Raw genomic sequence first — 23,222 nt, forward strand, 5'->3', positions numbered from 1 at the left:
TGTCCGTGCGAAATGACTACGGATTACCCCAGTTGCGAAAAGCATCCAGTTTCTACAAAGCTTAGCTGCAATAGTCGATTTTTTCGCCGTATCTTTTGCTGACGGCATACCCTCAGAAGTTTTGCCGATTCAGGGATTCGGTTCTTGAAACGATTTTCTGTTCCTTTGCGCGCAAAACCTCGAAGTCGAGACTCGGGGCAGGGTGCAAACGATGACTCAATCAGAACACCCAAGTTTTTTGGTGGCCGGTTCCACGTGCCTCGATTCCTGGTATGGAAGTAAGGAATTCAGTCCGAGCGGCCTTGGTGTCATACCCAAGCTTGAAAAGCGCCTGGCCGACCTCGCTCGCCAGGTACCCTCCGCTCGGTTGCGGCGTGCACATCTCCCGAAGCTTCGCGAGCACGGGAGAAACCGAAGTGTTTCCGGCAAAGGGTGTTTGCGGCCTTGGCGACGAGCTGGCGGACTTCGGATCCGCAGCGGGCGGTAGCGGCGGTGGGGGCTTCGCGATCGCCGGTAACAGGAGGGTGGTCAACCGGGTGCTTCTTGCTGTCGGGATCTCGCTGTCGGCATAGGCGATGAAGACCGTGCATCCGCGTGATTGGGCGCACTCCGCGGCACTGATCAGTAGCTCATCCCGGGAGACGATGTTCACCCGCTCCCGTTCGTGAATATGCTGATCCAGATGAGCGCCCAATTCCATTATCAAGGCAATGTCCGCTGCTTGTTTTCGCGAGGACACTTCGAGCAAACGCGGGTTCAGGTCGGGGACGATGGAAACCAGTTCGTGCCGCCAGCGCTCGACTTCTTGGCCATGGTTGTTTCCGGCAATGGTGACACTGACCACCGCATCGCCAAGCAGAGCCAACAAAGCCTTCGCGCCTTGGGAAGACTGATTGTCGGCATCGATATACACCGCCACGGGTGTGACCTGGAGGGCAGGGACATGCCGTTCAGTGGCGATGTAGGCAACCAAGAATCGATTACATGCCGTTGCCCAGAAATACAGACTTTTCCTTTGGTGGCACGTAGCCATGCGCTTTGCGTTTCCTGCAAGGACGGGCGCAAGGCGCGTCGTAGAGTCGCGAAAAAACTGGCAACGCCCTTACCGTTTTCTGGTGCCAAGAGATAGTGCAAACACAGAGCTTCGTCCGGGTGCTGCTCGACACGCTTCTGCAATTCCTCGCCTTGATCTAGGAACAACGAATAGGCAAGCTCGGCATCACGGACTGGATCATTGCGTGTGGCGGTGCAAAGCTTGTAATCCTTGACCAGCCGATGGTAGGGATTCTGGGGAAAAGCAACCGGCGATAGTTCGAGAGTATCGATGAGGGGTAGCTGATGCAGTTCGAGATCCGGATGCAGTAACGCTAGTGTCGGCTGGTCGAAGGCAATGACATTGTGGCCAAGCACGAAAGCTGCGTCCTGAGTCAGGTCATTCAACTGGGAAACCAGATTTCTTGCCTTTCCGGAAATGCGGGCCCGCGCATCGGTATCAGGTCGGAAGGCGCCGACCTCGCGTAGGATCGTTCTATCGTTACGCGCGGTCTCGATATCCAGGCATAGGCACTTTGCCCGATATTTTCCATCGAAGCGGGACATTACGACCGAATTCCCATGTGCCGAGGCCGGCGCTTGCTGTTCACATCGGACTCTCCAGATAAGGGCGCATGATGTTGGCCACGCGGCACATCCGAGCGTAAAACCATAGGTCGTCCATGCTGACGCGTTGTTGTTTCCATGCGGCGCGAAGTGCCTCAAGTGCGACGTCCAGGCCAATCTTGTTGCGGAACTTGAAACAGTCGGCGACTGTCTTGGCGATGTCGGTGATGCGCACTCGGACCCCGTCGATCACGTGCTCTTCAATGCCTTCGGTGAGCGAGGTCCCGGAGAACCGCACAATCTTCAGCGGAGGGTAAGCCACGCGAGGCGCTCGCGCTTTGTTCGGAATTGCGATCCAGACTTGGAATGGCGACTGGGTGGTGAGGTCGTGAAACCGCAGCGCCGAGAGTAAACACACGATCGCTCGAGGATGTTTGCGCGCAACTTCGGCGAGGGATGTGTGTTCGGACACCGGCCGGTCGGGGAGCGCATAAAGCCCACGCCCCACCCGGACCAGTCGCCCGCTGCGAACCAGCCGCGTCAGGGCAACGCGAGGAAGCCCCAGAGCGGTGAGATCGCGCGGGCGGATGAGTCCTCGAGTCTGCGCGAGATCAAGAATGGCTTCTTGCTGGCTGTCCATGCTGAGATGATGTTTCCATATGTCGGTAATAGTCAATGATTACCGACAATCGGCCACCTACGGCGGCGAGTTCCTGCACACCGACGCTTTAGAGATGGCCGCCGCCTATCTCTTTCACTGGGTCAAGAACCATCCCTTTCTCGACGGCAACAAAAGGGTCGGCACGGTGGCGGCGCTGGAGCCGGCCGCTGTAGCAGGAGTCCCGGCAAGGCCCGCTTGATCCTGGCGAGCATTTCGGACGGCGGCTCGGTTCCGAAGGTCCGGAATCGAACCCGTCCCGACCATCGTCAGCCCGCCGCCGGCTCGGTCAGTCGCCGTACTGTCAGCATGGAGCGCTGCTCGATCAGACTGACGATGCGCTCCACCAGCGGGTGGTCGGCAAAGCCGCGGTCCGGTGCGGATTGGAGCTGGCGGGCCAGCGTCGGTAGCGCTCTTGCCAGATCCAGGACGCGTTTGCGGGTCTGCGCCTTGGCCAGCCCGGCGCCCTCGGCAAACTGATCCCAGTGCCGCGCTTGCACCTCGCTGAACCGGTACTTGCTGCCGAGTTTCATCGCCATCTTCGGCGTGAGGTTGGGATACATCGCCGTCGAGAGGGTGTCGTAGAGCGGGGCCAGCACCGGCGTCGTGCCCGTATAGAGCAACGAGAAGTTTTTGGCGTGGGCGTCGTGATTGCCGATCAGGGCGTTGAACACCACATAGTCGAGCAGCCGCAGTACCTGGAGTGCGCTGGGGCGGGTGGCGCGGCGGACCAGGTTGAAGCACTGCGCGAGATCGGGTCCGCCCTCATTCTGGTACTTCATCTCGGGCACCACGCCCAGGGCCTGGCAGAAATCCTCCTGATGCACCCGCTGAACCCTTCCCCCGGCGTCGGTCAGCCGGTCATAGCGCTCCACCAGCAGGAAGCGGCGGCCTCCCGCGGCGTGGATCCGGGAGCGCGCCACATCGAGCTTGAGCGCCTCGGCCAAGGCCAGGCAGAACCCCTCGTTGGTGACGCTGTCCTCCACCGCGGGGATGGCGGGCTTGAGGATATGGGTGCTCGGCGTGCCGCCTCGGGGCAGGCCGATCCGCTCGCCCTCGACGACGACTGGCAGCTTGTCCTGGGCGCCGGCCAGCGACAGACGCAGCCCCTCCTTGCCGGCCAGCATCGGCCGCCGGGGCAGTTCATCCAATATGGCGACGAGCCCCTCATCGTTCAGCCACTCCACCTCGCCGTCGGTGGCCGGAGGCGGCAGCGGCAGCGGCTGCCCCGGCTCCAAGAAGGTGACCGCCCCCGCACACTCGCCGCCGATGTGATCCAGGAGGGCAAAGTCATTCTGTCCCGAGACGTGGAACTGCCGGGCGATCAAGCGGCGCAGGCGGCCCTCGGGCAGGAGTCCGGCGAAAAACGGCCGTGCCTGGTGCTCATCGAACGGCTCGGCTTGCAACGGCAGCGAGCGGGAGAGCGGAACCGCATCCGGCCGCACCAGCCAATCGGCCGCGTACCGGAACGTGAGTCGCCCCTCCACCAGCGCCAACGTGCCGACGCGATCGGCAAACAGCCAAACGGCGAGTTCACGCGCCATCGCCGCCGTCCTTACCGGTCGATGCCGGCAATCCGTTCAAGCGGAGTTCTCCCCCCAGTGCCTCGACAACGCGCAGGACATGCTCCAGCCGCAGCGTAGGTTTGCCGGCTTCCAGCTCCACGATGAAGCGCAGGCCCACGCCGGCCGCCAGCGCCAACTGGGACTGGGTCAGTCCCAGTTGCTTGCGGGCGGCGTGCAGGGCTTCGCCAAGTTGCTGAGCGCTGTGAATCGGTGTCATAAATTTCCCGTTCGGGAAATTATGGGCAACCCGGCGCCGCCCTGCAACCAAAATTTCCCGATCGGGAAAGTTTGCTACATCTCTTCGGCGATCGGATCACCCTATGAACTAACCCCAGTTACACAGTTAACTTTACACCCCCCCACATCTTTTTATGCGCGAAGGGGGGATCGACGCTGCGGATGAAATCTACCAATCCGTGACCGATGATCCCATCATGCAGAGCATCCTCTTCATGACGTCGCCGAATCCGGCCCGCCCGATGGTGTTCTCGAGCGTGGGCGACAGCAACAACAACCTCGTCATCGAGCGGCAGTCCGGAACGGCCTTCAATCGGCAGCGTTTCTTCATCGTCACGCCCGACGCGGTGATGGCGCGTGCGCTGACGGAGGCGCTCCTGCGGGCGGGCGTACCGGATCGCAATCAGGTGTTCGTCGAGCCCGTATCGCCGGACCTCGGTCGGCCGGGATTCGGCTCCAAGGCGGACGATCTGATGACTCTGATGCGCTATTCGCTGCCGGAAGACGAGACGGCCGGCGATGAGTGGCGCCAGAAGCGCCCGCTTGCCATTCTCCGCGTGAGAGATACGAATACGGCTCGTCCGACCGAGCCCTACCCAAAACCTGTCCGGGACGAGAGGATCGCCAAGTCCGAGCTCGGGTTCGAGGGTGAGGTCGAGAATCTGGTCGAGGCGGTCAAGCAGCGCTGGGGACAGCCCGACGCCAAGGACGGGCTGTTCGAAAGCCTGCTGCTCAAGGTGGACCTTATCGGCGAGCATTGCGTCCAGCACCTCATGAACTGCCTTGGCGATACCCAGGACGCCGACTACCAGATCAGCCCGACGGAGAGCATCGAATCGGGCGAAGTCCTCGCCGTCGCGGACACCCTCGGCACCGTCACCGGCAACGCCACGTACACGAGTCTGGCGCCCAACCGGATCCCGGCTCTGGTGGGCGTCACGAACGTCTCGGATCCCGATCTCAAGGGAGCGCGTCCGCCTTCTCGGAGACGGTCGGCAACACCGACAAGCTCTACGTCTACTACTTCGCGCGCGACTGCGGGAACCTTCCGAATTGCCGCGAAATTACCGAGGAGATGGTTCCCCGAGGCGACGCCGTCAAGATCGTTCAGCGGAACTACGTCGTGCCGGGGTCCTGACCTCAGGCAGCTCGTGAACCCGACGCTCATCGTCTTCGACGGGGCGAAACGGCAGTCCAGCGGCCCGAACGATAGGATACCGGCAGCCCGCGGCATCCGTTTCGATGGCGAATGAGGTAAGCAAACGTTTCGATGATGTTGGAATACGAGAACCGCCTCCCGTGCGCTCTACCAAGACGGCGTCTTCCAGCGGTCCAGGTACCGGAGACATTGCTCGAGGCTATCGAAGCCGAATTTCTTATATCCGCCGCTTTGGCATTCGCGCCTATTGGACGGAACAGCGTGTTCGAAGGCGCCGATGTCGCAAAAGTCGTCACCGGGCTGCGGCCGTCTCTCCCCGCGCTGATCGGTCACGACTCCGGCGGTAACGCCATCGGTCGTACCCTCGCAGCCCAGCGGGTTGCCGTTCGCACCGTAAACGAAAGCGATCCGATCCAGCGCCTGGCTGCCTTCGAGGAGCGCATGAGTCGGCGTGGGGCCGCCATTGTCCTCGAGGGGACCGAGCTTGGGATCGCCGATCAGCGGGGGATTCGAATAGCTCGGGTCGAAGCAACCGCCATCCTCGATCAGGTTTTGCCCGATGAAGGCAATGCGCGTGGTGCCGGCGGCGCTCACGCAGTCGCCGCCGGTGTTATCGGCAAGAATTGAATTCATCATGGCGCTTGTGTCGATATAGAACCAGTGCTCTCCGCTCTCGCGGTATACGCCTCCGCCGAGCTCAGCAACGTTATGGGAAACGGTGGTGTTAATGAGCGTTAACTCGGTTACCGGTTGTTCATCGCTGCTATCGCTGGGTATCACGTGAATCCCGCCTCCTTTAATCTTGCGATTTCCGTTTCCGGACACGGTACTGTTCACGAGCGTGGTGTGAAGAACGGCGAGCTCGATGCCGCCACCGGTATTGCCGGCGAGGGTGCTGCGGGTCACGGATAGCACCCCTCGTCTCTCATAAAACGGAAGGCCGCCATGAGCCGAGACACCGCGATCCACGTTATGTGCAACGGTGCTGTCCGTCAGCTCAATGTCGCTGGCATAACCGCCGATGCCACGGCCGCCATTGTTCTCGATCACGCTGTTCGTGAGCCGCAGCGAGGCAAAGCGCGCCGATATGCCAGCCCCGTTATTGTCGGTAATCCGGCTATTCACCAGATCAAGCTCCGGCGGACACTCGGTGCCGAGGGTCGCAGCCTTCAATACAATGCCGGTGTCGCCATTTTTCAGTTCGACCTCGTTCAGCTTGACGATCGGCGGAGGCATATAGATGCCCTCGCCACAAAGCGAAAAAAGCGTCAGCAGGTCGAATTTCGGGGTATCCGGATGGCGCGAGCGTGCGATCGAATGACCGTGGCCATTGATCGTAATATAGGTTTGAACACTCTCGGCACAGGGATTGGGCTCGGGGCTGCAGTAGCTCCTCACCTCGGGCAAGGCTTCCGTGAGGATGACGTCGCCGGTGAGTTCAATGATGTCGGTCTCATCCTTGGAACCCGCCGGGCAGCCTCCCGTATACGTGTTGTTATCCGCCGCGACGATGGCATCGGCCAAGGTGCAAGCCACGCCGTTGGCGTCGATCGCACCCACCGTGAGGGTGGTCGCCCCGGCGGACTCGGCCGTCAAACGGAACAACGCCGCGAAAATCAGCAAATGTCTATGAGGAACACTGCGAAAGCCGAAAGTAGTCATGTCTAGATCCTCCTTGTTCATTCAGAAGTCCTTCACGCCGGATAGCCGAAAGCGCGCCCTTCAAACGAAATCCGAGGACTTGCCGCTTCTGAGACAAGCAGTATGCGGAACGTGACACCCTGGACTAAAGGACATACTACATAGTCAAGAAAGTAAAGCTACAAGAGCCCCCTCTGGGAGCAATAATGTTCGGCTCATTTCTTGCCTAAGGTGGCTTTGTGGCGCATTCGTCCCAGATAGGGGATGAGTTCCTCCTCGGTCGCCCAACCGCTCAGGTAGCGGCATACCATTTCATAGGCGGCCTTGGTCGGGGCGTGGCCAATCCAGAGGCTGAGCAGCAAACCGGCGATGATGGCGCTATAGACTTGGAAGGTGACGCCATTGGCGGTCTGGCTCGGCAGATGCCGGTAGCCCAGCACGCACTTCAGACAGCGGAAGAACAATTCCACGGTCCAGCGGCCGCGATAGGCGATCGCAATCGACTCCGCCGCCAAGTCCAGGCGATTGGTCACCAGAATGAAGGGCTCGACCGTGCCGTCGACTCGGCGGTGGCCGGCGCTGACCCAGACCAGCCGGAACGGCTGCGGCAAACACCGCGTGTGATGCGGCGTGCCCAGGCGGTGCAGTTCCACATCGCGGATGACGCCTGCCGCCCAATCCGCGTCCGTGAGCGGGCGCTCCCGGCTCACCTCATAAGCGACGTTCTTCTGGACCCGGCCGACAAAACTACACGCTGGGTCGTGCAGATCCTGGAACAAGCGATAGTCGGTATAGCCGCGGTCGAACACATAAAACCCGCCGGCTTGGACGAAGCGTCGCAACTCGGCCCGCTCCGAGCCGGTATCGGCGGTCACGCGGACGGCGATGGGGTTGGCCTTGAACACCGCAAAAGCCACATGCAACCTGGCTGTCCGGTGCCGGTCGTCCTGCCACAGTGCCCAAGCCATCCGGGGCAGCGCCGGCAACAAGCTCCCGTCGACGGCCACCCACGGCAGCGCATACGGGTCGTAAAACAGATTCCGATTCCCCGCTCGGTCGCGTGCAAGTCCGTCAACAGTGGACCCAACGGCCGGATTTAGGTTCATCGTAAGGCCCGGCGGCTCGACCCGCACGCCGTTCACGATTTTTCCCGATGTCCTCCGAATTGCCAGCGCAAGGCGGACAGGAATTTGTCGGCAAACGTGTCGTGCCCGCGCGAAGAGAACCGCTGAAACAGGGCGGCGCTCAATACCGGGACCGGCACGCCTGCGTCGATGGCGGCGTGCGCCGTCCACCGGCCTTCGCCGGAATCGGACACGCGCCCGGAAAACTGCTCCAAATCGGGCGATTGCAGCAACACCGGCGCCGCCAGATCGAGCATCCAGGACCGAATCACGCTGCCTCTCCGCCATAGCTCGGCTATTTCGGGCAGATCGAAATCGAAGCGGTAATACTCGGGATTGCGCAAGGGCGCCGTTTCCGCATCGTGGGATTGATGTTCGAAGCCGACGCCGGCGTTCTTGAGGATGTTGAAGCCTTCGGCCAAAGCCGCCATGAGACCGTATTCGATGCCGTTGTGAACCATTTTGACGAAGTGGCCGGCTCCGTTGGGGCCGCAATGCAAGTACCCGCGCTCGGCGCTGGTGATTTCGGCATTTTCCCGCAGCGCAGTACGCGGAGCGGCTTTGTGAGGCGGCGCCAAGGCGCGGAAAATCGGGTCCAGCTTGCGAACGGCGTCCTCGTCGCCCCCGATCATCAGACAGTAACCCCGCTCCAGCCCCCATACGCCGCCGCTGACGCCTACATCCAGATAATGGATGCCATGCTCTTTCAGCCGCCGCGCCCTATCCATACTGTCTCGGTAATGAGAATTGCCGCCGTCGACGAGAATGTCTCCGCTTTCGAGAAAGGGCGAGAGCGTGTCGATCAGATCGTCGACGAAGCCCGCCGGAATCATCAGCCAGACGATGCGCGGCCCGGGCAGTTTATCCGCCAGATCGCGCAGGCTTTCGGCGGCTGCGGCGCCCTCGGCGGCCAGCGTCTTCACGGGTTTTTGCGATCTGTCCCAGACCACGCAGGATTGACCTCCGCGCATCAGCCGGCGAACCATGTTGGCCCCCATTCGTCCCAGACCGACCATACCGATTTGCATGGGCTGCCTCCTTTCCGTTCGAAAAATATCGGCCATCGCGCTGCGCGGTCTTTCCGGGTTCGGCAGGACGAGCGTTCGGATTTCGCTTCGCAGCGCCGTATTTCAATGTTGACAGTTCGGACACCAATAAGTTGAGCGTTGTCCGAGCCGTTGCATCCGAATGGGGGCGCCGCATCGGCGGCAGGCCGCGCCGGTCCGTCCGTAGATTTGGAGGGTTTGCTGGAAATATCCCGGATTTCCGTTTTCGTTGACGAAATCGCGGAGCGTCGTTCCGCCTTGTTCGATGGCTTCGGCGAGAACCGCGCGTATCGATAGGACCAGTTTTTCGTAGCGGGCGAGGGCGATCCGGCCGGCCCGGCGGCGCGGATCGATGCCGGCCCGGAACAGGGCTTCGTTGGCGTAGATGTTGCCCACGCCCACCACGATGCGGCTGTCCATGATGAAGGCTTTGACGGTCGTGCTCCGGTCCCGGGCTTTGCCGTGAAGATAGCGGGCGTCGAACTGCTCGCTCAAAGGTTCCGGCCCGAGTCCGGCCAAGAGCGGATGAAGCGACGGGTCGTCCCGGGTCCAGATGACACAGCCGAAACGGCGCGGATCGTGGAAGCGGAGGCAGGTTCCGTTAGCGAGAACCAGGTCGAGATGGTCGTGCTTTCCGGGCGGGCTTTTCGGATCGAGGATACGCAGGCTTCCGGACATGCCCAGATGGACGATCAGCGTTCCGCGGTCCGTGCCGATCAGAATGTATTTGCCCCGGCGCTCGATCGATCGGATGGCCTGGCGGTCGAGCCGCTCGGGCAGATCGGCCGGAACCGGCCAGCGCAGCCGGGGCTCGCGAACGATCGTCGCCTCGACGGTTTGCCCGATCAGATGAGGCAGGATGCCGCGCCGCGTGGTTTCGACCTCCGGTAATTCGGGCATCGATTTTTATCGGCCGTCCGGTCGAATGTGAAAAGGTATCAGTCGGCTCCTTCGCCGGTTTCGTCCGGATCTTCCGGCTCCTCCGCGTCCGACGGAGAATCTTCGTCGTCCTCGTCTTGCGGCGGTTTCGGCTCCTCGGGCTTGATCTCCGGCTTTTGCAGGCTGAGCATCTGTTTTGCGGCGTTCCCGGTTATTTCGTACTCAAGTCCCAGGTCGGGCCGGAACAGAAGGAGATCCGGCTCCCGCTGCACGATGAAGAACTCGATCGGACTGCCTTCGGCCAGCGCAACCCGGATCACGTCGCCTTGAGCAGGCTGCGCGGCCCGCTTCACGTCGATGGCCCGCGCCGTATTCCAGGCATTGAGGAGGTCCGAAATGCTCTGATCGGGCTCGGCTGGCGGCTCCAGCGTCCATTTGCCGTCCTCGCCCAGGGCGGCCTTCAGGCCGGGTATGAAAATCTCCTTGATTTTCGCGTCCTCCGGCAGAATTTTCTTGTCCACGTAGTCGGTGGCCGATGCGGTGAGGTGGTGGAAGAAATCGTCGCTGACTAGATGCAAGGTGTCGCCGATCTGCACGTAACGCCGCATGCTGATGGGATCGGAACCGCCGAAGCGCAGCGTCGCGGCGCCCAAGGTCAGGGTCGCCTTGGGCTTGTCGAGCTCGAATTTGGGGAGATCCTCCGGTTTTACCGGATATTCCGCTTCGCTGTCGGCCTTGGCGATATCGATCAGTTGCCGGACCCGGACGTCGTTGGCCGGGGCGGCGAACGGCGCGGTCAGGCGCCAATGGCCATTCTGCTTCTCGAACGTGATCGTCTCCTTGTTCTGCAAGGTGATGGCGGTCAGCGCGTTTTCATCGACGGATGCAAGCGGCTTGGTCTCGGGCTTGGTCTTGCCGGGTTCCCAAAACGCGACGGCGGCAAGGACGGCTATCACGATCAGAAGCGCTAGGTTCAGGATCAGTCTCGATTTCATCAGAATACCTTGTTGATCAGCTCCCTCTTCAGAGGGACAAGTTCGAAAGGAGCGAACTTGGACCGCCGGCAGGCGGGTCCCGAAGGGACGGACGCCAGGGAGGGAGTCCGCAATCGCCGAATCCGGACGACGATGCGGCGCGTCGTCATCCTTCCGGCAGCCTCCCGTTCACGGGGAGGGTCGATCCGCCGGACTCCATGGCCGGCGGGTTGTCGCCCGGCGGATGAGGCCGGGCGCGGATTGAAACATTAACGTCTCCGGCGTCTAAACCAGATGGCAGCTCCCGTGCCGATCAGCCCCGCGGGCAGGGCGACCAGGAAACCGATGGCGATCGCGCCGGAAGCGACGGGCGACAGTTCCAGCTTCCGGTCCGGCGACGTCTTGGCCGGAATATTGATGAAAGCCTCGTTTTGGCTCAGCCAGTGGATGATGTTGAGCCCGAGATCCAGATTGCCGCCGTTGCCGAGAAAGGCATTGGACAGGAAATCGCCGTCGCCGATCACGACGACTCGCTGTTCGGAAGGTTTTTGATCGGTTTCCTTGGCCGCTTCGGTTTTCTGTTCGACTTCCGGTTTTGCGGGTCGTTCGGTTTTCGATGGGGCTTTCGGCTGCTCCTCGGGCTTGCCTTCCGGCGCTGTCGGTTTCTCCGCCGCGGGTTTGATCGGTCGGGTCAGCACGTAACCGATCGTGAGCGGGCCCTGGCGCTCGCCTTTGTCGGCATCGAATTGAATTTTACCTTCGATCGACCCGATTTCGGTCCAGGAGCGGGCCAGCGTCTTGAGCAGGGGCTCTCGCTCGAAATTCCCGTCAGCGTCCTTGTCCAGCGCCGCCGCGGCCGGGAACAGCGTCATGGTCTGAAAATTGTAGGTGATCGGGTGCGCCGGATATTCGGCGACGAGGGCGAACGTAGGATCGTCGATGCCGAACAACTGGGTGGACGCATCCACCACGGTGCCGGGTAGGAACTTGATTCCGAGCTGCTGCGCCAGGGGCGCCAGGCCGTGCAGATCGCCGGGATCGCCCAGCCACAAGAGGTTTCCGCCGTCGTTCACATAGTTCTGGATCAGCGTGACTTCTCCCGGAAGGAAGTTGGCGCGCGGTCCCGCGATGACCAGGACATTGGTGTTGTGGGGAATGTCGGGCGTCACCGCCAGATTGACCATCGACACGCCGATGCCTTTCCGTTCCAGTTCTTCGTCGAACTGTCCCAGGTCGTGGTTGCCCTGGCCTTGCGGCGATCGCTCCCCGTGGCCTTCGAGGAAGACGATGTGCCGTTCCTTGGCCACGGCCAGACGCTGCAAGGCGTTGGTCAGCGTGTTTTCCTCGGCGTTCTGGATTTTTTCGGTACGTCCCTGGTAATCCACCATCATTTCGCCGTCCATAGTGATGCCCAGCTCCCGGACTTTATCGGGCTGGGTGTCCGGGTTGACGAAATCCAAGGTCAGATCTTTCTTGTAACGGCTGTAGCGCCCGACCTGATCGCGGATTTGGCTTCGCAGCTGGGCGTTCTCCCGTGCATAGGCGGTGATCGTGACCGGATCTTTCATCAGGTCCAGGACCTTGCGGCTCGCTTCGGAGAGCGTGTGGCGACCTCCCGCGGTCCAGTCGAACTGGGCGGTGTAGCGCGTGCTCAGCCAGGCCGCGAGGCCGACGGCGGCCAGGAACAGCAGGGTAAACAGAAGGTTTTGCAGGCGTAGTTCGAGGTGCGTCTTACGATTGATCTTCATTTTTGCAGGCGGTCGTTATCCAGACGATGAACGCTCAGCACGAGAAAGGTGAGCGTAAAGAGCAGGAAGTAAACCAGATCGGTCGTCGACACCAGACCTTTCAGCAAGCTCTCGTAATGGCGCAGGAGCGACAGGTATTCGAGCACGCCGCCCGCCGAGTTGCCGGTCCAGTCGATGATCCACAAGAGCAGCAAGGCTCCGAACGTGCTGACGGCGGCGACCGTGGGCTGGCTGGCCAGAGCCGAGATATAGAGTCCTACCGCGGCGAATCCGGCCAGCAGCAGCGCGAGGGCGATGACGCACGCCGCCAGCTTGCCGATGTCCAGTCCGCCGCCGGCCAGCAACGACAGCGGCATCAGCACGATCATCGCGACCATGACGAGCAGAAAGCCGAATACGCCGAGATATTTCCCGAGAATGATCTCGGTCATCGATACCGGCGCCGTGAACAAAAGGCTCAGGGTGCGGTTGCGGCGTTCCTCGCTGATCAGCCGCATGGTCAGGAGCGGCGTCACCAGCAGGAGGATCACGCCGGCATTGCCGAACAGCGGGACGGCGATGAGATCGGTGATTCCGGGCGCGTCCTCCAGACCGGCGATGCGGGCTTGCAGCATGACGTAATAATCGAGCTGCGCGAGAAACATATAGCCCAGGATGATCTGGACGACGCCCAGGATCGACCAGGCCAAGGGCGAAAGAAACAGCGTGCGGAGCTCTCGCCCCGCGATGACGAAGGCCATCATGCGGCTTGCTCCTCCATAACGGGAGTGTGTTGCGTGATATCGATGAAGATTTCCTCCATGGTGCGCCGTTCGGGGGTCAGTTCCAGAAGTCCCCAGCCCAGCGACACCGCCGTTTCGGAAACCCGTTCGGCCGGGTTCTTGTCCTTGTCGTGGAAGATTCGATAGCGACGTTCGCCGAGATCGTCGATCTTTTGAACGCCGTCGATGGCATAGAGCTTCATGAGATCCGCCCCCTGGCGGGTTTCCAGCATCAGGCTGGAGGCGCGCATCTGCTGCTCCAGTCCTTCGATGCTGTCGTTCAGCACCAGCTTGCCCTTGTGGATGATCTGCACGCGGGTACAGGATTCCTGGACCTCGGGCAGGATGTGGGTCGAGAGAATGATGCCGTGCTCCTTGCCGAGTTCGCGGATCAGCTCACGAATTTCTCGGATCTGAATCGGGTCCAGTCCCACGGTCGGCTCGTCTAGGATGATCACCGAAGGGGAATGCAGGATCGCCTGGGCGATGCCCACCCGCTGCTGATAACCCTTCGACAGATTCCCGATCAGCCTCTCGCCCACGTCGGTCAAGCCGCAACGCTCCTTGGCGCTGTCGATGGCGGCATGGAGTTTTTCCCGGGGAATCTGGTGCAGTCTTCCGCAATAGTCGAGGTACTCGTCGACGGTCAGCTCCCGGTAAACCGGCGGTATCTCGGGCAAATAGCCCAGTTCCCGCTTGGCTTCCTTGGGATTGTCCAGTATGTCGATGCCGTTGATGAGGATCTGCCCGGAAGTGGGCGCGAGATTGCCGCAGATCATCTGCATCGTGGACGACTTTCCGGCGCCGTTGGGGCCGAGAAATCCCAGGATTTCCCCTTTTTCCAGAGTGAAAGTGACGTTGTTGACGGCGCAGTAATCGCCGTAATAGCGATAAAGTTGTTCGGCTTGAATGAGTTGGGTCATAGCGCGCGTAAGATACAAAAAAATTTCCGAATGGCAAGATACGCGCGGCCTACCGTCACGTAGGCGCCGCGCACCGCTACGATCGGCGGAACCCGATAACGGTATCACAGAGCGGTCCTCGTCGTCCCGATCGCATCGAGACGAAGGGCCTCGGGCCGAACCGGGCGCGGCTGTCCGATGCCGCCGGATCAGGAGTTTCGGGGCGAAATAGGTTGACCTCTCCCGGTAATTACTTTAAAGAAGGGGGCTGAGGCGCGAGGCCGGGCCGGAAAATTTTGCCAATCGTCGGAATTGAAAGATCGTGAGTTTCTTATTGTCGTACGCAGATTAGTGATTTCCATCCCATAGGGAACGGGACTTCCGGCACCCTGTTTTCGCTCTCTCGAACAAAAACAACGCTCGTAATTTTTGCGCTCGATAGCGCTTGGAGGAGTACGTTTTATGCGAATTGGGGTTCCCAAAGAATTACACGCCGGAGAGAAGCGGGTCGCAACCGTGCCGGAAGTGGCCGAAAAGCTCATGAAGCTGGGGTTCTCGATAACCGTGGAAAGCGGCGCTGGCGACGGCGCCAGTTTTTCCGACGACGCCTACCGCGAAGTCGGCTGTGAAATCGCCAAAGACGCCAAATCCCTCTGGGCGGATTCGGACATCGTGCTCAAGGTCCGCAGCCCCCAGGTCCATCCCGAGCTGGCTGTCGACGAAGTCGAGTACATGCGCGAGGGCGGCAATCTCATCAGCTTCATCTGGCCGGCCCAGAATCCCGAGCTGATGGAGCGGCTCGCCGCCAAGAAATCCACCGTGCTGGCGATGGACAGCGTGCCCCGCATTTCCCGCGCGCAAAAACTGGATGCCTTGAGCTCGATGGCGAATATCGCCGGCTATCGGGCGGTGATCGAGGCGGCCCAGCATTTCGGCCGATTTTTTACCGGCCAGGTGACCGCCGCCGGCAAAGTGCCGCCGGCAAAAGTGTTCGTGATCGGCTGCGGCGTGGCCGGGCTGGCCGCGCTCGGCGCGGCGAACGGCTTGGGCGCCATCGTTCGGGCCACGGATACCCGCCCGGAGGTCAAGGATCAAGTCAAATCGATGGGCGCGGAGTTCGTGGAGGTCCAATATCAGGAAGAGGGCACCGGCGTCGGCGGCTACGCCAAGGTGATGAGCGAGGGCTATCAAAAGGCCCAAAGGGAAATGATTGCCCGCCAGTGCATGGACGTGGACATCGTCATCACGACCGCGTTGATTCCGGGCAAGCCCGCGCCCACGCTGATCACCGCCGGAATGGTGGAATCCATGAAACCCGGCAGCGTCATCGTGGATCTCGCGGCCGAGCAGGGCGGCAACTGCGAACTGACGGTTCCGGGCGAAGTCGTCGTCCGCCACGGCGTCACCATCATCGGCTACACCGACCTGCCCAGCCGGCTCTCCCGCCAGTCCAGCACGCTGTACGCCACCAACCTCTTGCGGCTGATCGAAGAACTGTGCCCGAACAAGGACGGCACGATCAACGTCAACATGGAGGACGAGGTCATTCGCGGAACCACGGTGATCAAGGAAGGCGAGATCACCTGGCCGCCGCCACCGCCGAAAATCTCCGCGGCGCCGGCGGGCGCCACTCCCGCGCCGCCGGTCGAAATCAAGAAGGCGGAAAAGAAACCGCTGCTGCCCGCCTGGGCGCAAACCGGCATCATGTTGGGCGTGGCGGGCCTGCTGTTCTACGGTCTCGGCGCCGTGGCTCCGGCGGCGTTCATGTCCCACTTCACCGTGTTCGTGCTGGCCTGCTTCGTGGGCTACATGGTGATCTGGAACGTCACCGCCGCCTTGCACACTCCGCTGATGAGCGTCACCAACGCCATTTCCAGCATCATCGCCATCGGCGCTCTGATCCAGATTTCTTCGCCCGGCACCTTGATCGCCATCCTGGCGGGGCTCGCCATCGTGCTGACTTCGGTCAACATGGCCGGCGGTTTCTGGGTCACTCAGCGCATGCTGCGCATGTTCAGAAAATAAGCGGAGAGAATTACGATGTCAGAAGGATTAGTTACCGTTTCCTATATCGGCTCGACGATACTGTTCATCCTGAGCCTCGGGGGGCTTTCCAACCCTGAAACCGCGCGCCGCGGCAACTTCTACGGCATCCTCGGCATGACCATCGCCATCCTGGCGACCCTGTTCGGGCCGAAAGTGACCAGCTACGTGCCGATCATCGTCGCCATGTTGATCGGCGGCAGTATCGGCGTTTATGCCGCGATCAAGGTCAAGATGACCGAGATGCCGGAACTCGTCGCCCTGATGCACAGCCTGGTGGGTCTGGCCGCAGTGCTGGTGGGCTACGCCAACTTCGTCGATCCGACGAGCGCCTTTGCCGGCGTCGAGAAAACCATTCACGAAATGGAGATTTACCTCGGCATCCTGATCGGCGCGGTGACCTTTTCCGGCTCGGTGATCGCGTTCGGCAAGCTCTCCGGCAAGATCAACGGCAAGCCGTTACTGCTGCCGGCCCGGCACTGGCTGAATCTGGGACTGCTGATCATCGCCATAGTCCTGGGCAAGTGGTTCCTGAATGCCGAATCCATCAGCAGCGGCATGCTGCCCCTGATCCTCATGACCGCCGTCGCGCTGGCTTTCGGCGTGCACATGGTCATGGCCATCGGCGGCGCCGACATGCCGGTGGTGGTGTCGATGCTCAACAGCTACTCGGGATGGGCGGCTTCGGCCACCGGCTTCATGCTGTCCAACGACCTTCTGATCGTGACCGGCGCCCTGGTGGGATCGTCCGGCGCGATTCTGTCCTACATCATGTGCCGCGCCATGAACCGTCATTTTCTCTCGGTCATCGCCGGCGGTTTCGGGACCGGCGGCGGCGCTGCGCCGGCCGCCGGCGCCGTGCCGGAAGGCGAAGTGCAGCCCATCAGTTCCGAGGAGACGGCCGAACTGCTACGCAACGCGAGTCGCGTCATCCTGGTGCCGGGTTACGGCATGGCGGTGGCTCAGGCCCAGCACACGGTGTACGAGATCACCAAACTGCTGCGGGAAAAAGGCGTCGACGTGCGTTTCGCCATCCATCCGGTGGCGGGCCGCATGCCGGGCCACATGAACGTGCTTCTGGCGGAAGCGAAAGTCCCCTACGACATCGTCCTCGAAATGGACGAAATCAACGAGGACTTCCCGGAAACCGACGTCGCCATGGTCATCGGCGCCAACGACATCGTGAACCCCGGCGCTCAGGAAGACCCCAACAGCCCCATCGCCGGCATGCCGGTTTTGGAAGTCTGGAAGGCGAAAACCTCGATCGTCATGAAGCGCTCGATGGCGTCCGGCTATGCCGGCGTCGACAATCCCTTGTTCTACAAGGAGAACAACCGGATGCTGTTCGGCGATGCCAAGAAAATGCTGGATGAGGTGCTGAAGCACTTGCAGGGATAGAAATACCGGTTTGCGTAGAATGGATTTCCCATGCGGCGCATTACGCGAAAGCTAATGCGCCCTACGCAAGCCGAAGCACTTGCAAGGATAAACGTAAATGACCGTAGGATGTGGCGACGCAGGAGCCGCATCTGTCGCGATCGATGCCTGTCCCGAGACGAGTCGAAGGGCGGTTCGAGTCCTCACCGCATTCTATGGCCTTAAATTTCCAGCTTTCCTTCAGAAGCTGACGCCGGCTTGCAGCCACCACTTCTGCGTATCGACGTTGCCGGCAAACGCTCTCGGGTTGGACGAGTTGTAGTCGGCGAATTTGAACAGCAGGGCATAGTGCCTGCCGAATTTCTTTTCCACCTGAACGTCGAATTCCTCGCCGTAGCGGACGCTGCCGGTATCGTCCCGGAAATCGTGATAGACGAACCAGAGGTCAACGCCATAGAGGCTGGTCTTGACCGTACCGTACACATCGCGGACGCCGTCGGGCGGCGTCACCAGGAACTTGTCCGCCCAGCCCTGAAAGGCGTGTAGCTCGCGAGCGGGGTGCGAAAACCCTGGCCGCGGTCCGAGCTCAGTTCCTCGAAAGCGCCTTTGACGACGAAGCTCCAGAGATCCAGACCGCCTTCCGCCAACCGGTAATCGACCTTGAAGTCCTTCGGGTTGTCGGCGTAGTCCTCCTGCCGAGCGTATTCGGCCGCGTAAAGGGCCTTGATCTCGTCAGTGATGGGTGTCGCGCCGTCAAAGCGAATGCCTACCGTCTGAGTGGAATTGGTGAGGGTATTGAACGTCCGTGTCGGAAAGCTTTCGTTTCGATTGTCGTAATCCAGCCATTCGCCGTGGACGACGAGCTTGCCGTAGGGGAAGCCGGTATAGGCGATGTTGAGGATCGGGGCATTCAGGCCGATGGTGCGGGAGGTGGAGTCCTGCACCTTCCAGATGTAGCCGACGGTGATCGTGGTATCGGGCAGACTGGTGTTGGCGATCGTCACGGCATCGTAGGTCTGCTCCAGTTGCCGCCAGACGACGTTGCCGATGAAGCGGTGATTGTCGAGGGCGATGCGCTGGCGGCCGACTTTGAGGACGGTTGCCGGAAGGCCGCTGTAAGCGATCCAGAGCTGGTTGACCTCGTTCTTTTGCGGATCGGCGATCACCGGATGGCGGGTTTTGTCGTTCCAGGTGCTGTTGTAGTCGTTGCCGAAGATGTCCTGGTTGCCCTCGTATTCGGCGAAGGCCCGAAGGCCGCGGAAAGCCGGGGCGAGATAGCCGATCCGCGTGCGGACCGTGTCGGCCTCGGCGGTTTCGGTCAGATTTTTTTGATCCACGTATTCGAAGCGATAGCGGAGATCGATGTTGATCTTGCCGCCGCCCGCGCTCAGCGCTTTTTCGAGGGTTTCTTCCAGACCTCCCGCGAAGCTCGGACTGGCGGCGCTGAGACCCAGTATGAAAAGCCGCACGAAACCGCCGCGGCCCGGCAGCCGATCGGTAATCCGCATGACAGAATCCCCACGTTCTCGGATCGAACCCATAAAAAAGGCGTCGCCCGCGGCCTCGATGGCTGCGGGAAGACGCCTTTGTCCGAAAGCCGGACGCCGCCATCGGCGTCCGCTTGCTTATCCGCTCATACAGAAAGCATGCCAAGCCGATTGAAGGGGCGCGAGTTCGAAAAGCCGGCAGGCGGCGCTATGTCGAAACGCCGGGGCGCGCAATAAAACGGTGCGGGATGCTCGAAAAGAGGAAGGGGGACGCGCTCGGCATCAATCCGCCAGTCCTTCCAGGGCAAGCAGGGCCCTGGCCACGTCCGCGATGCGCAGATTGCGGCTCATCGCCGTCTTGCGCAGCAACCGGTAGGCTTCGTCTTCGCCGATTCCTTTCCGCTGCATCAGAATGCCCTTGGCCTTATCGACCATTTTCCGGTCGGCCAGCCGGGTCTTGGTTTCCTGCAACTCGCGCTTGAGGGCTTCGAACTCGCGGAATCGGGCCACCGCCGCCTCGACGATGGGCATGACGCGTTCCCGGCCGAGGCCGTCCACCACATAGGCGCTCACGCCGGCCTTCACCGCCTGGCGGATGTAATCCCCGTCGCGCTCGTTCGAGAACAGGATGATCGGCCTGGGCCGGTTGCGGCTGATATCCCGCAAGCGGTCGAGAATGTCGCGCCCGGGCGCGTCGAGGTCCATGATGAGGATGTCGGGCTGGCTTTCTTCGAGTTCCCGAAGCCAGTCGCGGCCATGCCCGATCCGAGCGACAACGCGATGGCCCGCATCGTGCAGCGCTTGCTCCAATATGGCGCTTCTGGCCGAATCCTGCTCGACCAGCATGATTTTGAGGCTCATGGGGCGATCTTGGCGCCGATGGGTACGGAGGGCCGAATCCTGCTCGACCAGCATGATTTTGAGGCTCATGGGGCGATCTTGGCGCCGATGGGTACGGAGGGCCGCGCCGATCGCGCAGCTCGAAACGTTCCGGCACGAGCGTCGGCGCGCCGCCTTGAGGGAAAAAACGGGGTCATGAATCGAGGGGCCTCCTTATCCAAAATTCTCGGGGATCGATCGCGCTCGATGACGAAGCCGTAACGAAACGGCTTGTCGCGATAGTGTCGTTAAAGCACGGGCCATGCCAGACGTCGCGGGGCTTGGCCGTGGATGCCCGACTCTCGGGGAAAGCGCTCGTTTGCCGGTGCTATGAGCCGGTCGGTGCTTTACCCTCGCAATAAAGACCTGAGTTCGGGAACGCAGGAACCGCACTGGGTTCCCGCCCCGAGCGCCGCACCGATTTGTTCCGGCGTGGACAGATTTTGCTCCCGAATGGCGCGTTTCAAGGCGTCGACGCCGATACCGAAACACGAGCAGACGATGTGCCCCTGGTCCTCATCCGCCGAAGCCGGTTTTCCGGTCAAAAGACTCGTGCGCGCCCGCTCGGAGAGTTCGTCCGAGGCGAACAGACCGGCCAGCCAACTGCGCGGCGGCAGTTCGAAGCTTCGGTCGATGAATACGCAGAGTCGCAATCGTCCGCCGTGCAAAAGCGCGCAACGGTAGCGGCCCGAATACGCGTCGGCGAATTCCAGCCATTCCTCCTTGCCAAGCCCCGGCGCCGCGGACAAGGTTTCGGGCGCGGGCGAATGCAAGCCGATCAGTCCGCGCACCCAGGCGGGCCAGTCGGGCGGCGACTCGGAGCCCGCCAACTCGTAAAGCCAATGACCGTCTCCGCGTACGGTGACGCGGTACTCGGTCTCGATCGCGCCGAGCGGTTCGCGCGACAGCGCGAAGCCGTGCCACGCCGGCCGATAGGGCTCGATTCGTATGGGCGTGTGCTTGGATTCGGGCTCGCCGGATATGGGATCGGTCGCCGGGTTGACCAAGGCATTGATCAAGCCTTTGTTGGCATAGGGGCCGCTCCAGTGCATCGGCACGAATACCGAACCCCGTTGCTGATCTTCGGTGACGCGCGCCCGGACCAGGGCTTGCCCGAATCGGCTTTCCAGCCGGACCAGCGCGCCGTCTCGAACGGCGAAGCGGGCCGCATCGCCCGGATTCAGCTCGGCGTAAGGCTCGGGAAGATGCTTCGTCAGCCGTGCGGTTTTGCCGGTACGGGTCATGGTGTGCCATTGATCGCGGATGCGCCCGGTGTTGAGGACGAGAGGGTAGGCCGCGTCGGGCGGGTCGGCCGGGGCCTTGGGAACGACCGGCACCATTTTGGCGCGCCGGTCGGCGAACGAGAATCCGCCGCTGCCGAACAGTCGAGGAGCGCCGTTCGGATGGTGCGCGTTCACCGGCCATTGGACCGGCTTCAAGGCGTCGTAGCCGGCCCGGTCGAGTTTTGCCAAACCCGAAATGTCGAACGCGCGTTCGCTGCCGTTTCGAAACCCGGACAACCGGGCATGCTCCACGAAAATCTCCCAGGCCGATCGGTAGCGGAATCCTTCGTTATAGCCCATGCGCTGGGCGACCCGGCTGATAATCCACCAATCCGGCCTGGCTTCGCCCGGCGCAGACAGAAAGGCCCGCTGGCGGGAAATGCGGCGCTCCGAGTTGGTCACGGTGCCGTCCTTTTCGCCCCAGGCCAGCGCGGGCAGGCTCACGTGGGCGTAGGCGCTCAAGTCCGTGCCCGACTCGCATTCCGAAACCGCCACGAATTCGCAGCGGCGGAGGGCGTCCCGCACCGCATTCGCATCCGGCAGGCTCACGGCCGGATTGGTGGCCATGATCCAGACCGCTTTGACCTGTTCCCCGGCGATCGCCTGAAACAGTTCGACGGCCTTGAGCCCGGGTCTATCCGGCATGCGCGGGGAATTCCAGAATGCCTGCACCAGATTCCGGTGTTCCGAATTCTCGAGGTCGAGGTGCGCCGCGAGCTGGTTGGCGAGCCCGCCGACCTCCCGTCCGCCCATGGCGTTGGGCTGGCCGGTCAGGGAGAAGGGTCCCATGCCCGGCTTGCCGATCCGCCCGGTGGCGAGATGAACGTTGATGATGCCGTTGACCTTGTCGGTGCCGCTGGACGACTGGTTGACGCCCTGCGACCACACGGTGACGACCTTTTCGGTGCGGGCGAACCATTGGTAGAAGGTCGAGAGGTCCGCTTCGGGAACGCCGCAGATTTTGGCGACCACCGGCAGGGAAGGCGCCGTTTTGCGCGCGGTCTCGAATGCTTCGGCATAGTGACTGAGATGATTCTCAAGGAAGGCGAAATCGATTTTGTCCTGCTGGCGCAGATAATTCAGCAGCCCATTGAACAGAACCGCATCGGTACCCGGCCGGATCGAAAGATGCAGATCGGCGGACTGAGCGGTCGCGGTTCGGCGCGGATCGACGTTGACGATCTTCATCCGGGAATTTCGCCGCTTGGCCGCGACCAGACGCTGAAACAGCACGGGATGGCACCAGGCCGCGTTGGAACCGGTCAGAACCACGAGATCGGCGAGTTCCAGGTCTTCGTAGCAGCCGGGAACCACGTCCTCGCCGAAGGCCCGCTTCTGCGCCGCGACCGTGGACGACATGCAGAGGCGGGAATTGGTGTCGATGTTCGCCGAGCCGATGTAACCCTTCATCAGCTTGTTCGCAACGTAATAGTCTTCAATCAGAAGTTGGCCGGAGACATAGAACGCCACCGCGTCGGGGCCGTGGGTTTCGATGATCCGCCGAAAGGTGTCGGCGACGGTGCCGAGCGCATCGTCCCAGCTTGCTCGCCGGCCTCTGATCTCGGGATAGAGCAGCCGGGTTTCCAGCGACAGCGTTTCGTCGAGCGACGCGCCCTTGGAGCACAGCCGCCCGAAATTGGACGGATGCTCCGGATCGCCCTTGATGTCGGCCGATTCAGGACCGCGCGGCGTCGCCAGCACGCCGCAGCCGACCCCGCAGTAAGGGCAGGCGGTGGCGATGGGGACGTTGTCTGCCGTTAAGAACGGATTCGAGAACAACACAGAATTCAAGTTTCGCTTCCTCTAACATTCAGTCGTAGGATGGGCAAAGGCCGACAGGCCGTGCCCATCTTCGTTTCA

Annotated in this window: 20 protein-coding genes; 4 read left to right on the plus strand and 16 right to left on the minus strand. The window is 61.7% G+C overall.

What is annotated here, in order from left to right; all coding sequences use genetic code 11:
• Positions 1–220: 220 nt before the first annotated feature.
• Positions 221–973: an NYN domain-containing protein gene (locus ACWJKU_RS08475; RefSeq protein ID WP_454147661.1), complete on the minus strand. Its 753-nt coding sequence runs from the start codon at positions 971–973 to the stop codon at positions 221–223.
• Positions 974–1,639: 666 nt separating this feature from the next.
• Complete coding sequence (locus ACWJKU_RS08480; protein WP_454147663.1) at positions 1,640–2,239, minus strand: type IV toxin-antitoxin system AbiEi family antitoxin domain-containing protein; 600 nt, start codon at positions 2,237–2,239, stop codon at positions 1,640–1,642.
• Positions 2,240–2,258: 19 nt separating this feature from the next.
• Here ACWJKU_RS08480 and ACWJKU_RS08485 point away from each other — a divergent pair, with 19 nt between their 5' ends.
• A complete protein-coding gene (locus tag ACWJKU_RS08485) occupies positions 2,259–2,459 on the plus strand; it encodes a Fic family protein (protein ID WP_454147665.1) in 201 nt (66 codons plus the stop codon).
• A 67-nt stretch (positions 2,460–2,526) separates the two neighbouring features.
• On the opposite strand, the gene ACWJKU_RS08490 is transcribed toward ACWJKU_RS08485, so the two are convergent.
• Both ACWJKU_RS08490 and ACWJKU_RS08495 read right to left on the minus strand, forming a co-directional pair.
• Positions 2,527–3,801, minus strand: a complete 1,275-nt coding sequence (locus ACWJKU_RS08490; protein ID WP_454147667.1) for a HipA domain-containing protein — start codon at positions 3,799–3,801, stop codon at positions 2,527–2,529.
• On the minus strand, positions 3,791–4,039 hold the full coding sequence (locus ACWJKU_RS08495) for a helix-turn-helix transcriptional regulator (RefSeq protein ID WP_454147669.1): 249 nt from the start codon (positions 4,037–4,039) through the stop codon (positions 3,791–3,793). The genes ACWJKU_RS08490 and ACWJKU_RS08495 overlap by 11 nt, the downstream gene beginning before the upstream one ends.
• 154 nt (positions 4,040–4,193) lie before the next feature.
• On the opposite strand from ACWJKU_RS08495, the gene ACWJKU_RS08500 reads away from it, so the two are divergent.
• Positions 4,194–5,312 (plus strand): hypothetical protein, encoded by a 1,119-nt coding sequence (locus ACWJKU_RS08500; RefSeq protein ID WP_454147671.1) that lies wholly within the window; start codon positions 4,194–4,196, stop codon positions 5,310–5,312.
• A gap of 53 nt (positions 5,313–5,365) precedes the next feature.
• Here ACWJKU_RS08500 and ACWJKU_RS08505 read toward each other — a convergent pair whose 3' ends face one another.
• The 8 genes from ACWJKU_RS08505 to ACWJKU_RS08540 all read right to left on the minus strand — a co-directional run bounded on the left by ACWJKU_RS08505 (position 5,366) and on the right by ACWJKU_RS08540 (position 14,314).
• Positions 5,366–6,880, minus strand: a complete 1,515-nt coding sequence (locus ACWJKU_RS08505; protein WP_454147673.1) for a choice-of-anchor Q domain-containing protein — start codon at positions 6,878–6,880, stop codon at positions 5,366–5,368.
• A 194-nt stretch (positions 6,881–7,074) separates the two neighbouring features.
• Positions 7,075–7,965, minus strand: a complete 891-nt coding sequence (locus ACWJKU_RS08510) for an IS4 family transposase (RefSeq protein ID WP_454147675.1) — start codon at positions 7,963–7,965, stop codon at positions 7,075–7,077.
• Between the two features lie 32 nt (positions 7,966–7,997).
• Positions 7,998–9,011 (minus strand): phosphogluconate dehydrogenase (NAD(+)-dependent, decarboxylating), encoded by a 1,014-nt coding sequence (gene gnd / locus ACWJKU_RS08515; protein WP_454147677.1) that lies wholly within the window; start codon positions 9,009–9,011, stop codon positions 7,998–8,000.
• A 102-nt stretch (positions 9,012–9,113) separates the two neighbouring features.
• Positions 9,114–9,929, minus strand: coding sequence for a bifunctional DNA-formamidopyrimidine glycosylase/DNA-(apurinic or apyrimidinic site) lyase (gene mutM / locus ACWJKU_RS08520; protein WP_454147679.1), 816 nt, complete (start codon positions 9,927–9,929; stop codon positions 9,114–9,116).
• Positions 9,930–9,967: 38 nt separating this feature from the next.
• Positions 9,968–10,903, minus strand: a complete 936-nt coding sequence (locus ACWJKU_RS08525; RefSeq protein WP_454147681.1) for a DUF4340 domain-containing protein — start codon at positions 10,901–10,903, stop codon at positions 9,968–9,970.
• A gap of 248 nt (positions 10,904–11,151) precedes the next feature.
• Positions 11,152–12,630 (minus strand): GldG family protein, encoded by a 1,479-nt coding sequence (locus tag ACWJKU_RS08530; protein WP_454147683.1) that lies wholly within the window; start codon positions 12,628–12,630, stop codon positions 11,152–11,154.
• A complete protein-coding gene (locus tag ACWJKU_RS08535) occupies positions 12,627–13,373 on the minus strand; it encodes an ABC transporter permease (RefSeq protein WP_454147685.1) in 747 nt (248 codons plus the stop codon). The genes ACWJKU_RS08530 and ACWJKU_RS08535 overlap by 4 nt, the downstream gene beginning before the upstream one ends.
• Entirely contained in the window at positions 13,370–14,314 is a 945-nt protein-coding gene (locus ACWJKU_RS08540; protein WP_454147687.1) for an ABC transporter ATP-binding protein, read from the minus strand. Before ACWJKU_RS08540 ends, ACWJKU_RS08535 begins: the two co-directional genes overlap by 4 nt.
• 441 nt (positions 14,315–14,755) lie before the next feature.
• On the opposite strand from ACWJKU_RS08540, the gene ACWJKU_RS08545 reads away from it, so the two are divergent.
• Together ACWJKU_RS08545 and pntB are read left to right on the plus strand one after the other, a co-directional pair.
• On the plus strand, positions 14,756–16,318 hold the full coding sequence (locus ACWJKU_RS08545) for a Re/Si-specific NAD(P)(+) transhydrogenase subunit alpha (protein ID WP_454147689.1): 1,563 nt from the start codon (positions 14,756–14,758) through the stop codon (positions 16,316–16,318).
• Between the two features lie 15 nt (positions 16,319–16,333).
• Complete coding sequence (gene pntB, locus ACWJKU_RS08550) at positions 16,334–17,734, plus strand: Re/Si-specific NAD(P)(+) transhydrogenase subunit beta (protein WP_454147691.1); 1,401 nt, start codon at positions 16,334–16,336, stop codon at positions 17,732–17,734.
• A 219-nt stretch (positions 17,735–17,953) separates the two neighbouring features.
• Here the strand turns inward: pntB and ACWJKU_RS08555 are convergent, their stop codons facing one another.
• The 4 genes from ACWJKU_RS08555 to ACWJKU_RS08570 all read right to left on the minus strand — a co-directional run bounded on the left by ACWJKU_RS08555 (position 17,954) and on the right by ACWJKU_RS08570 (position 23,144).
• Complete coding sequence (locus ACWJKU_RS08555) at positions 17,954–18,223, minus strand: hypothetical protein (RefSeq protein ID WP_454147693.1); 270 nt, start codon at positions 18,221–18,223, stop codon at positions 17,954–17,956.
• The gene (locus ACWJKU_RS08560) at positions 18,220–19,221 is read right to left on the minus strand and encodes an alginate export family protein (RefSeq protein WP_454147695.1); all 1,002 of its coding nucleotides are present in this window, start codon (positions 19,219–19,221) and stop codon (positions 18,220–18,222) included. Before ACWJKU_RS08560 ends, ACWJKU_RS08555 begins: the two co-directional genes overlap by 4 nt.
• Positions 19,222–19,482: 261 nt before the next feature.
• Positions 19,483–20,130, minus strand: a complete 648-nt coding sequence (locus ACWJKU_RS08565) for an ANTAR domain-containing response regulator (RefSeq protein ID WP_454147697.1) — start codon at positions 20,128–20,130, stop codon at positions 19,483–19,485.
• A 296-nt stretch (positions 20,131–20,426) separates the two neighbouring features.
• Positions 20,427–23,144: a molybdopterin-dependent oxidoreductase gene (locus tag ACWJKU_RS08570; protein ID WP_454148076.1), complete on the minus strand. Its 2,718-nt coding sequence runs from the start codon at positions 23,142–23,144 to the stop codon at positions 20,427–20,429.
• Positions 23,145–23,222: the final 78 nt, after the last annotated feature.

The organism is Methylocaldum sp. MU1018 (assembly GCF_053646775.1).

Bases quoted from the DNA above. Each gene is read 5' to 3' on its own strand.
- ACWJKU_RS08500 (WP_454147671.1), top strand. From the start codon at position 4,194: ATGCGCGAAGGGGGGATCGACGCTGCGGATGAAATCTACCAATCCGTG.
- mutM (WP_454147679.1), bottom strand. From the start codon at position 9,929: ATGCCCGAATTACCGGAGGTCGAAACCACGCGGCGCGGCATCCTGCCT.
- ACWJKU_RS08490 (WP_454147667.1), bottom strand. From the start codon at position 3,801: ATGGCGCGTGAACTCGCCGTTTGGCTGTTTGCCGATCGCGTCGGCACG.
- ACWJKU_RS08565 (WP_454147697.1), bottom strand. From the start codon at position 20,130: ATGAGCCTCAAAATCATGCTGGTCGAGCAGGATTCGGCCCTCCGTACC.
- ACWJKU_RS08525 (WP_454147681.1), bottom strand. From the start codon at position 10,903: ATGAAATCGAGACTGATCCTGAACCTAGCGCTTCTGATCGTGATAGCC.
- gnd (WP_454147677.1), bottom strand. From the start codon at position 9,011: ATGCAAATCGGTATGGTCGGTCTGGGACGAATGGGGGCCAACATGGTT.
- pntB (WP_454147691.1), top strand. From the start codon at position 16,334: ATGTCAGAAGGATTAGTTACCGTTTCCTATATCGGCTCGACGATACTG.
- ACWJKU_RS08495 (WP_454147669.1), bottom strand. From the start codon at position 4,039: ATGACACCGATTCACAGCGCTCAGCAACTTGGCGAAGCCCTGCACGCC.
- ACWJKU_RS08545 (WP_454147689.1), top strand. From the start codon at position 14,756: ATGCGAATTGGGGTTCCCAAAGAATTACACGCCGGAGAGAAGCGGGTC.
- ACWJKU_RS08540 (WP_454147687.1), bottom strand. From the start codon at position 14,314: ATGACCCAACTCATTCAAGCCGAACAACTTTATCGCTATTACGGCGAT.
- ACWJKU_RS08480 (WP_454147663.1), bottom strand. From the start codon at position 2,239: ATGGACAGCCAGCAAGAAGCCATTCTTGATCTCGCGCAGACTCGAGGA.
- ACWJKU_RS08535 (WP_454147685.1), bottom strand. From the start codon at position 13,373: ATGATGGCCTTCGTCATCGCGGGGCGAGAGCTCCGCACGCTGTTTCTT.
- ACWJKU_RS08505 (WP_454147673.1), bottom strand. From the start codon at position 6,880: ATGACTACTTTCGGCTTTCGCAGTGTTCCTCATAGACATTTGCTGATT.
- ACWJKU_RS08510 (WP_454147675.1), bottom strand. From the start codon at position 7,965: ATGAACCTAAATCCGGCCGTTGGGTCCACTGTTGACGGACTTGCACGC.
- ACWJKU_RS08560 (WP_454147695.1), bottom strand. From the start codon at position 19,221: ATGCGGATTACCGATCGGCTGCCGGGCCGCGGCGGTTTCGTGCGGCTT.
- ACWJKU_RS08485 (WP_454147665.1), top strand. From the start codon at position 2,259: ATGTCGGTAATAGTCAATGATTACCGACAATCGGCCACCTACGGCGGC.
- ACWJKU_RS08530 (WP_454147683.1), bottom strand. From the start codon at position 12,630: ATGAAGATCAATCGTAAGACGCACCTCGAACTACGCCTGCAAAACCTT.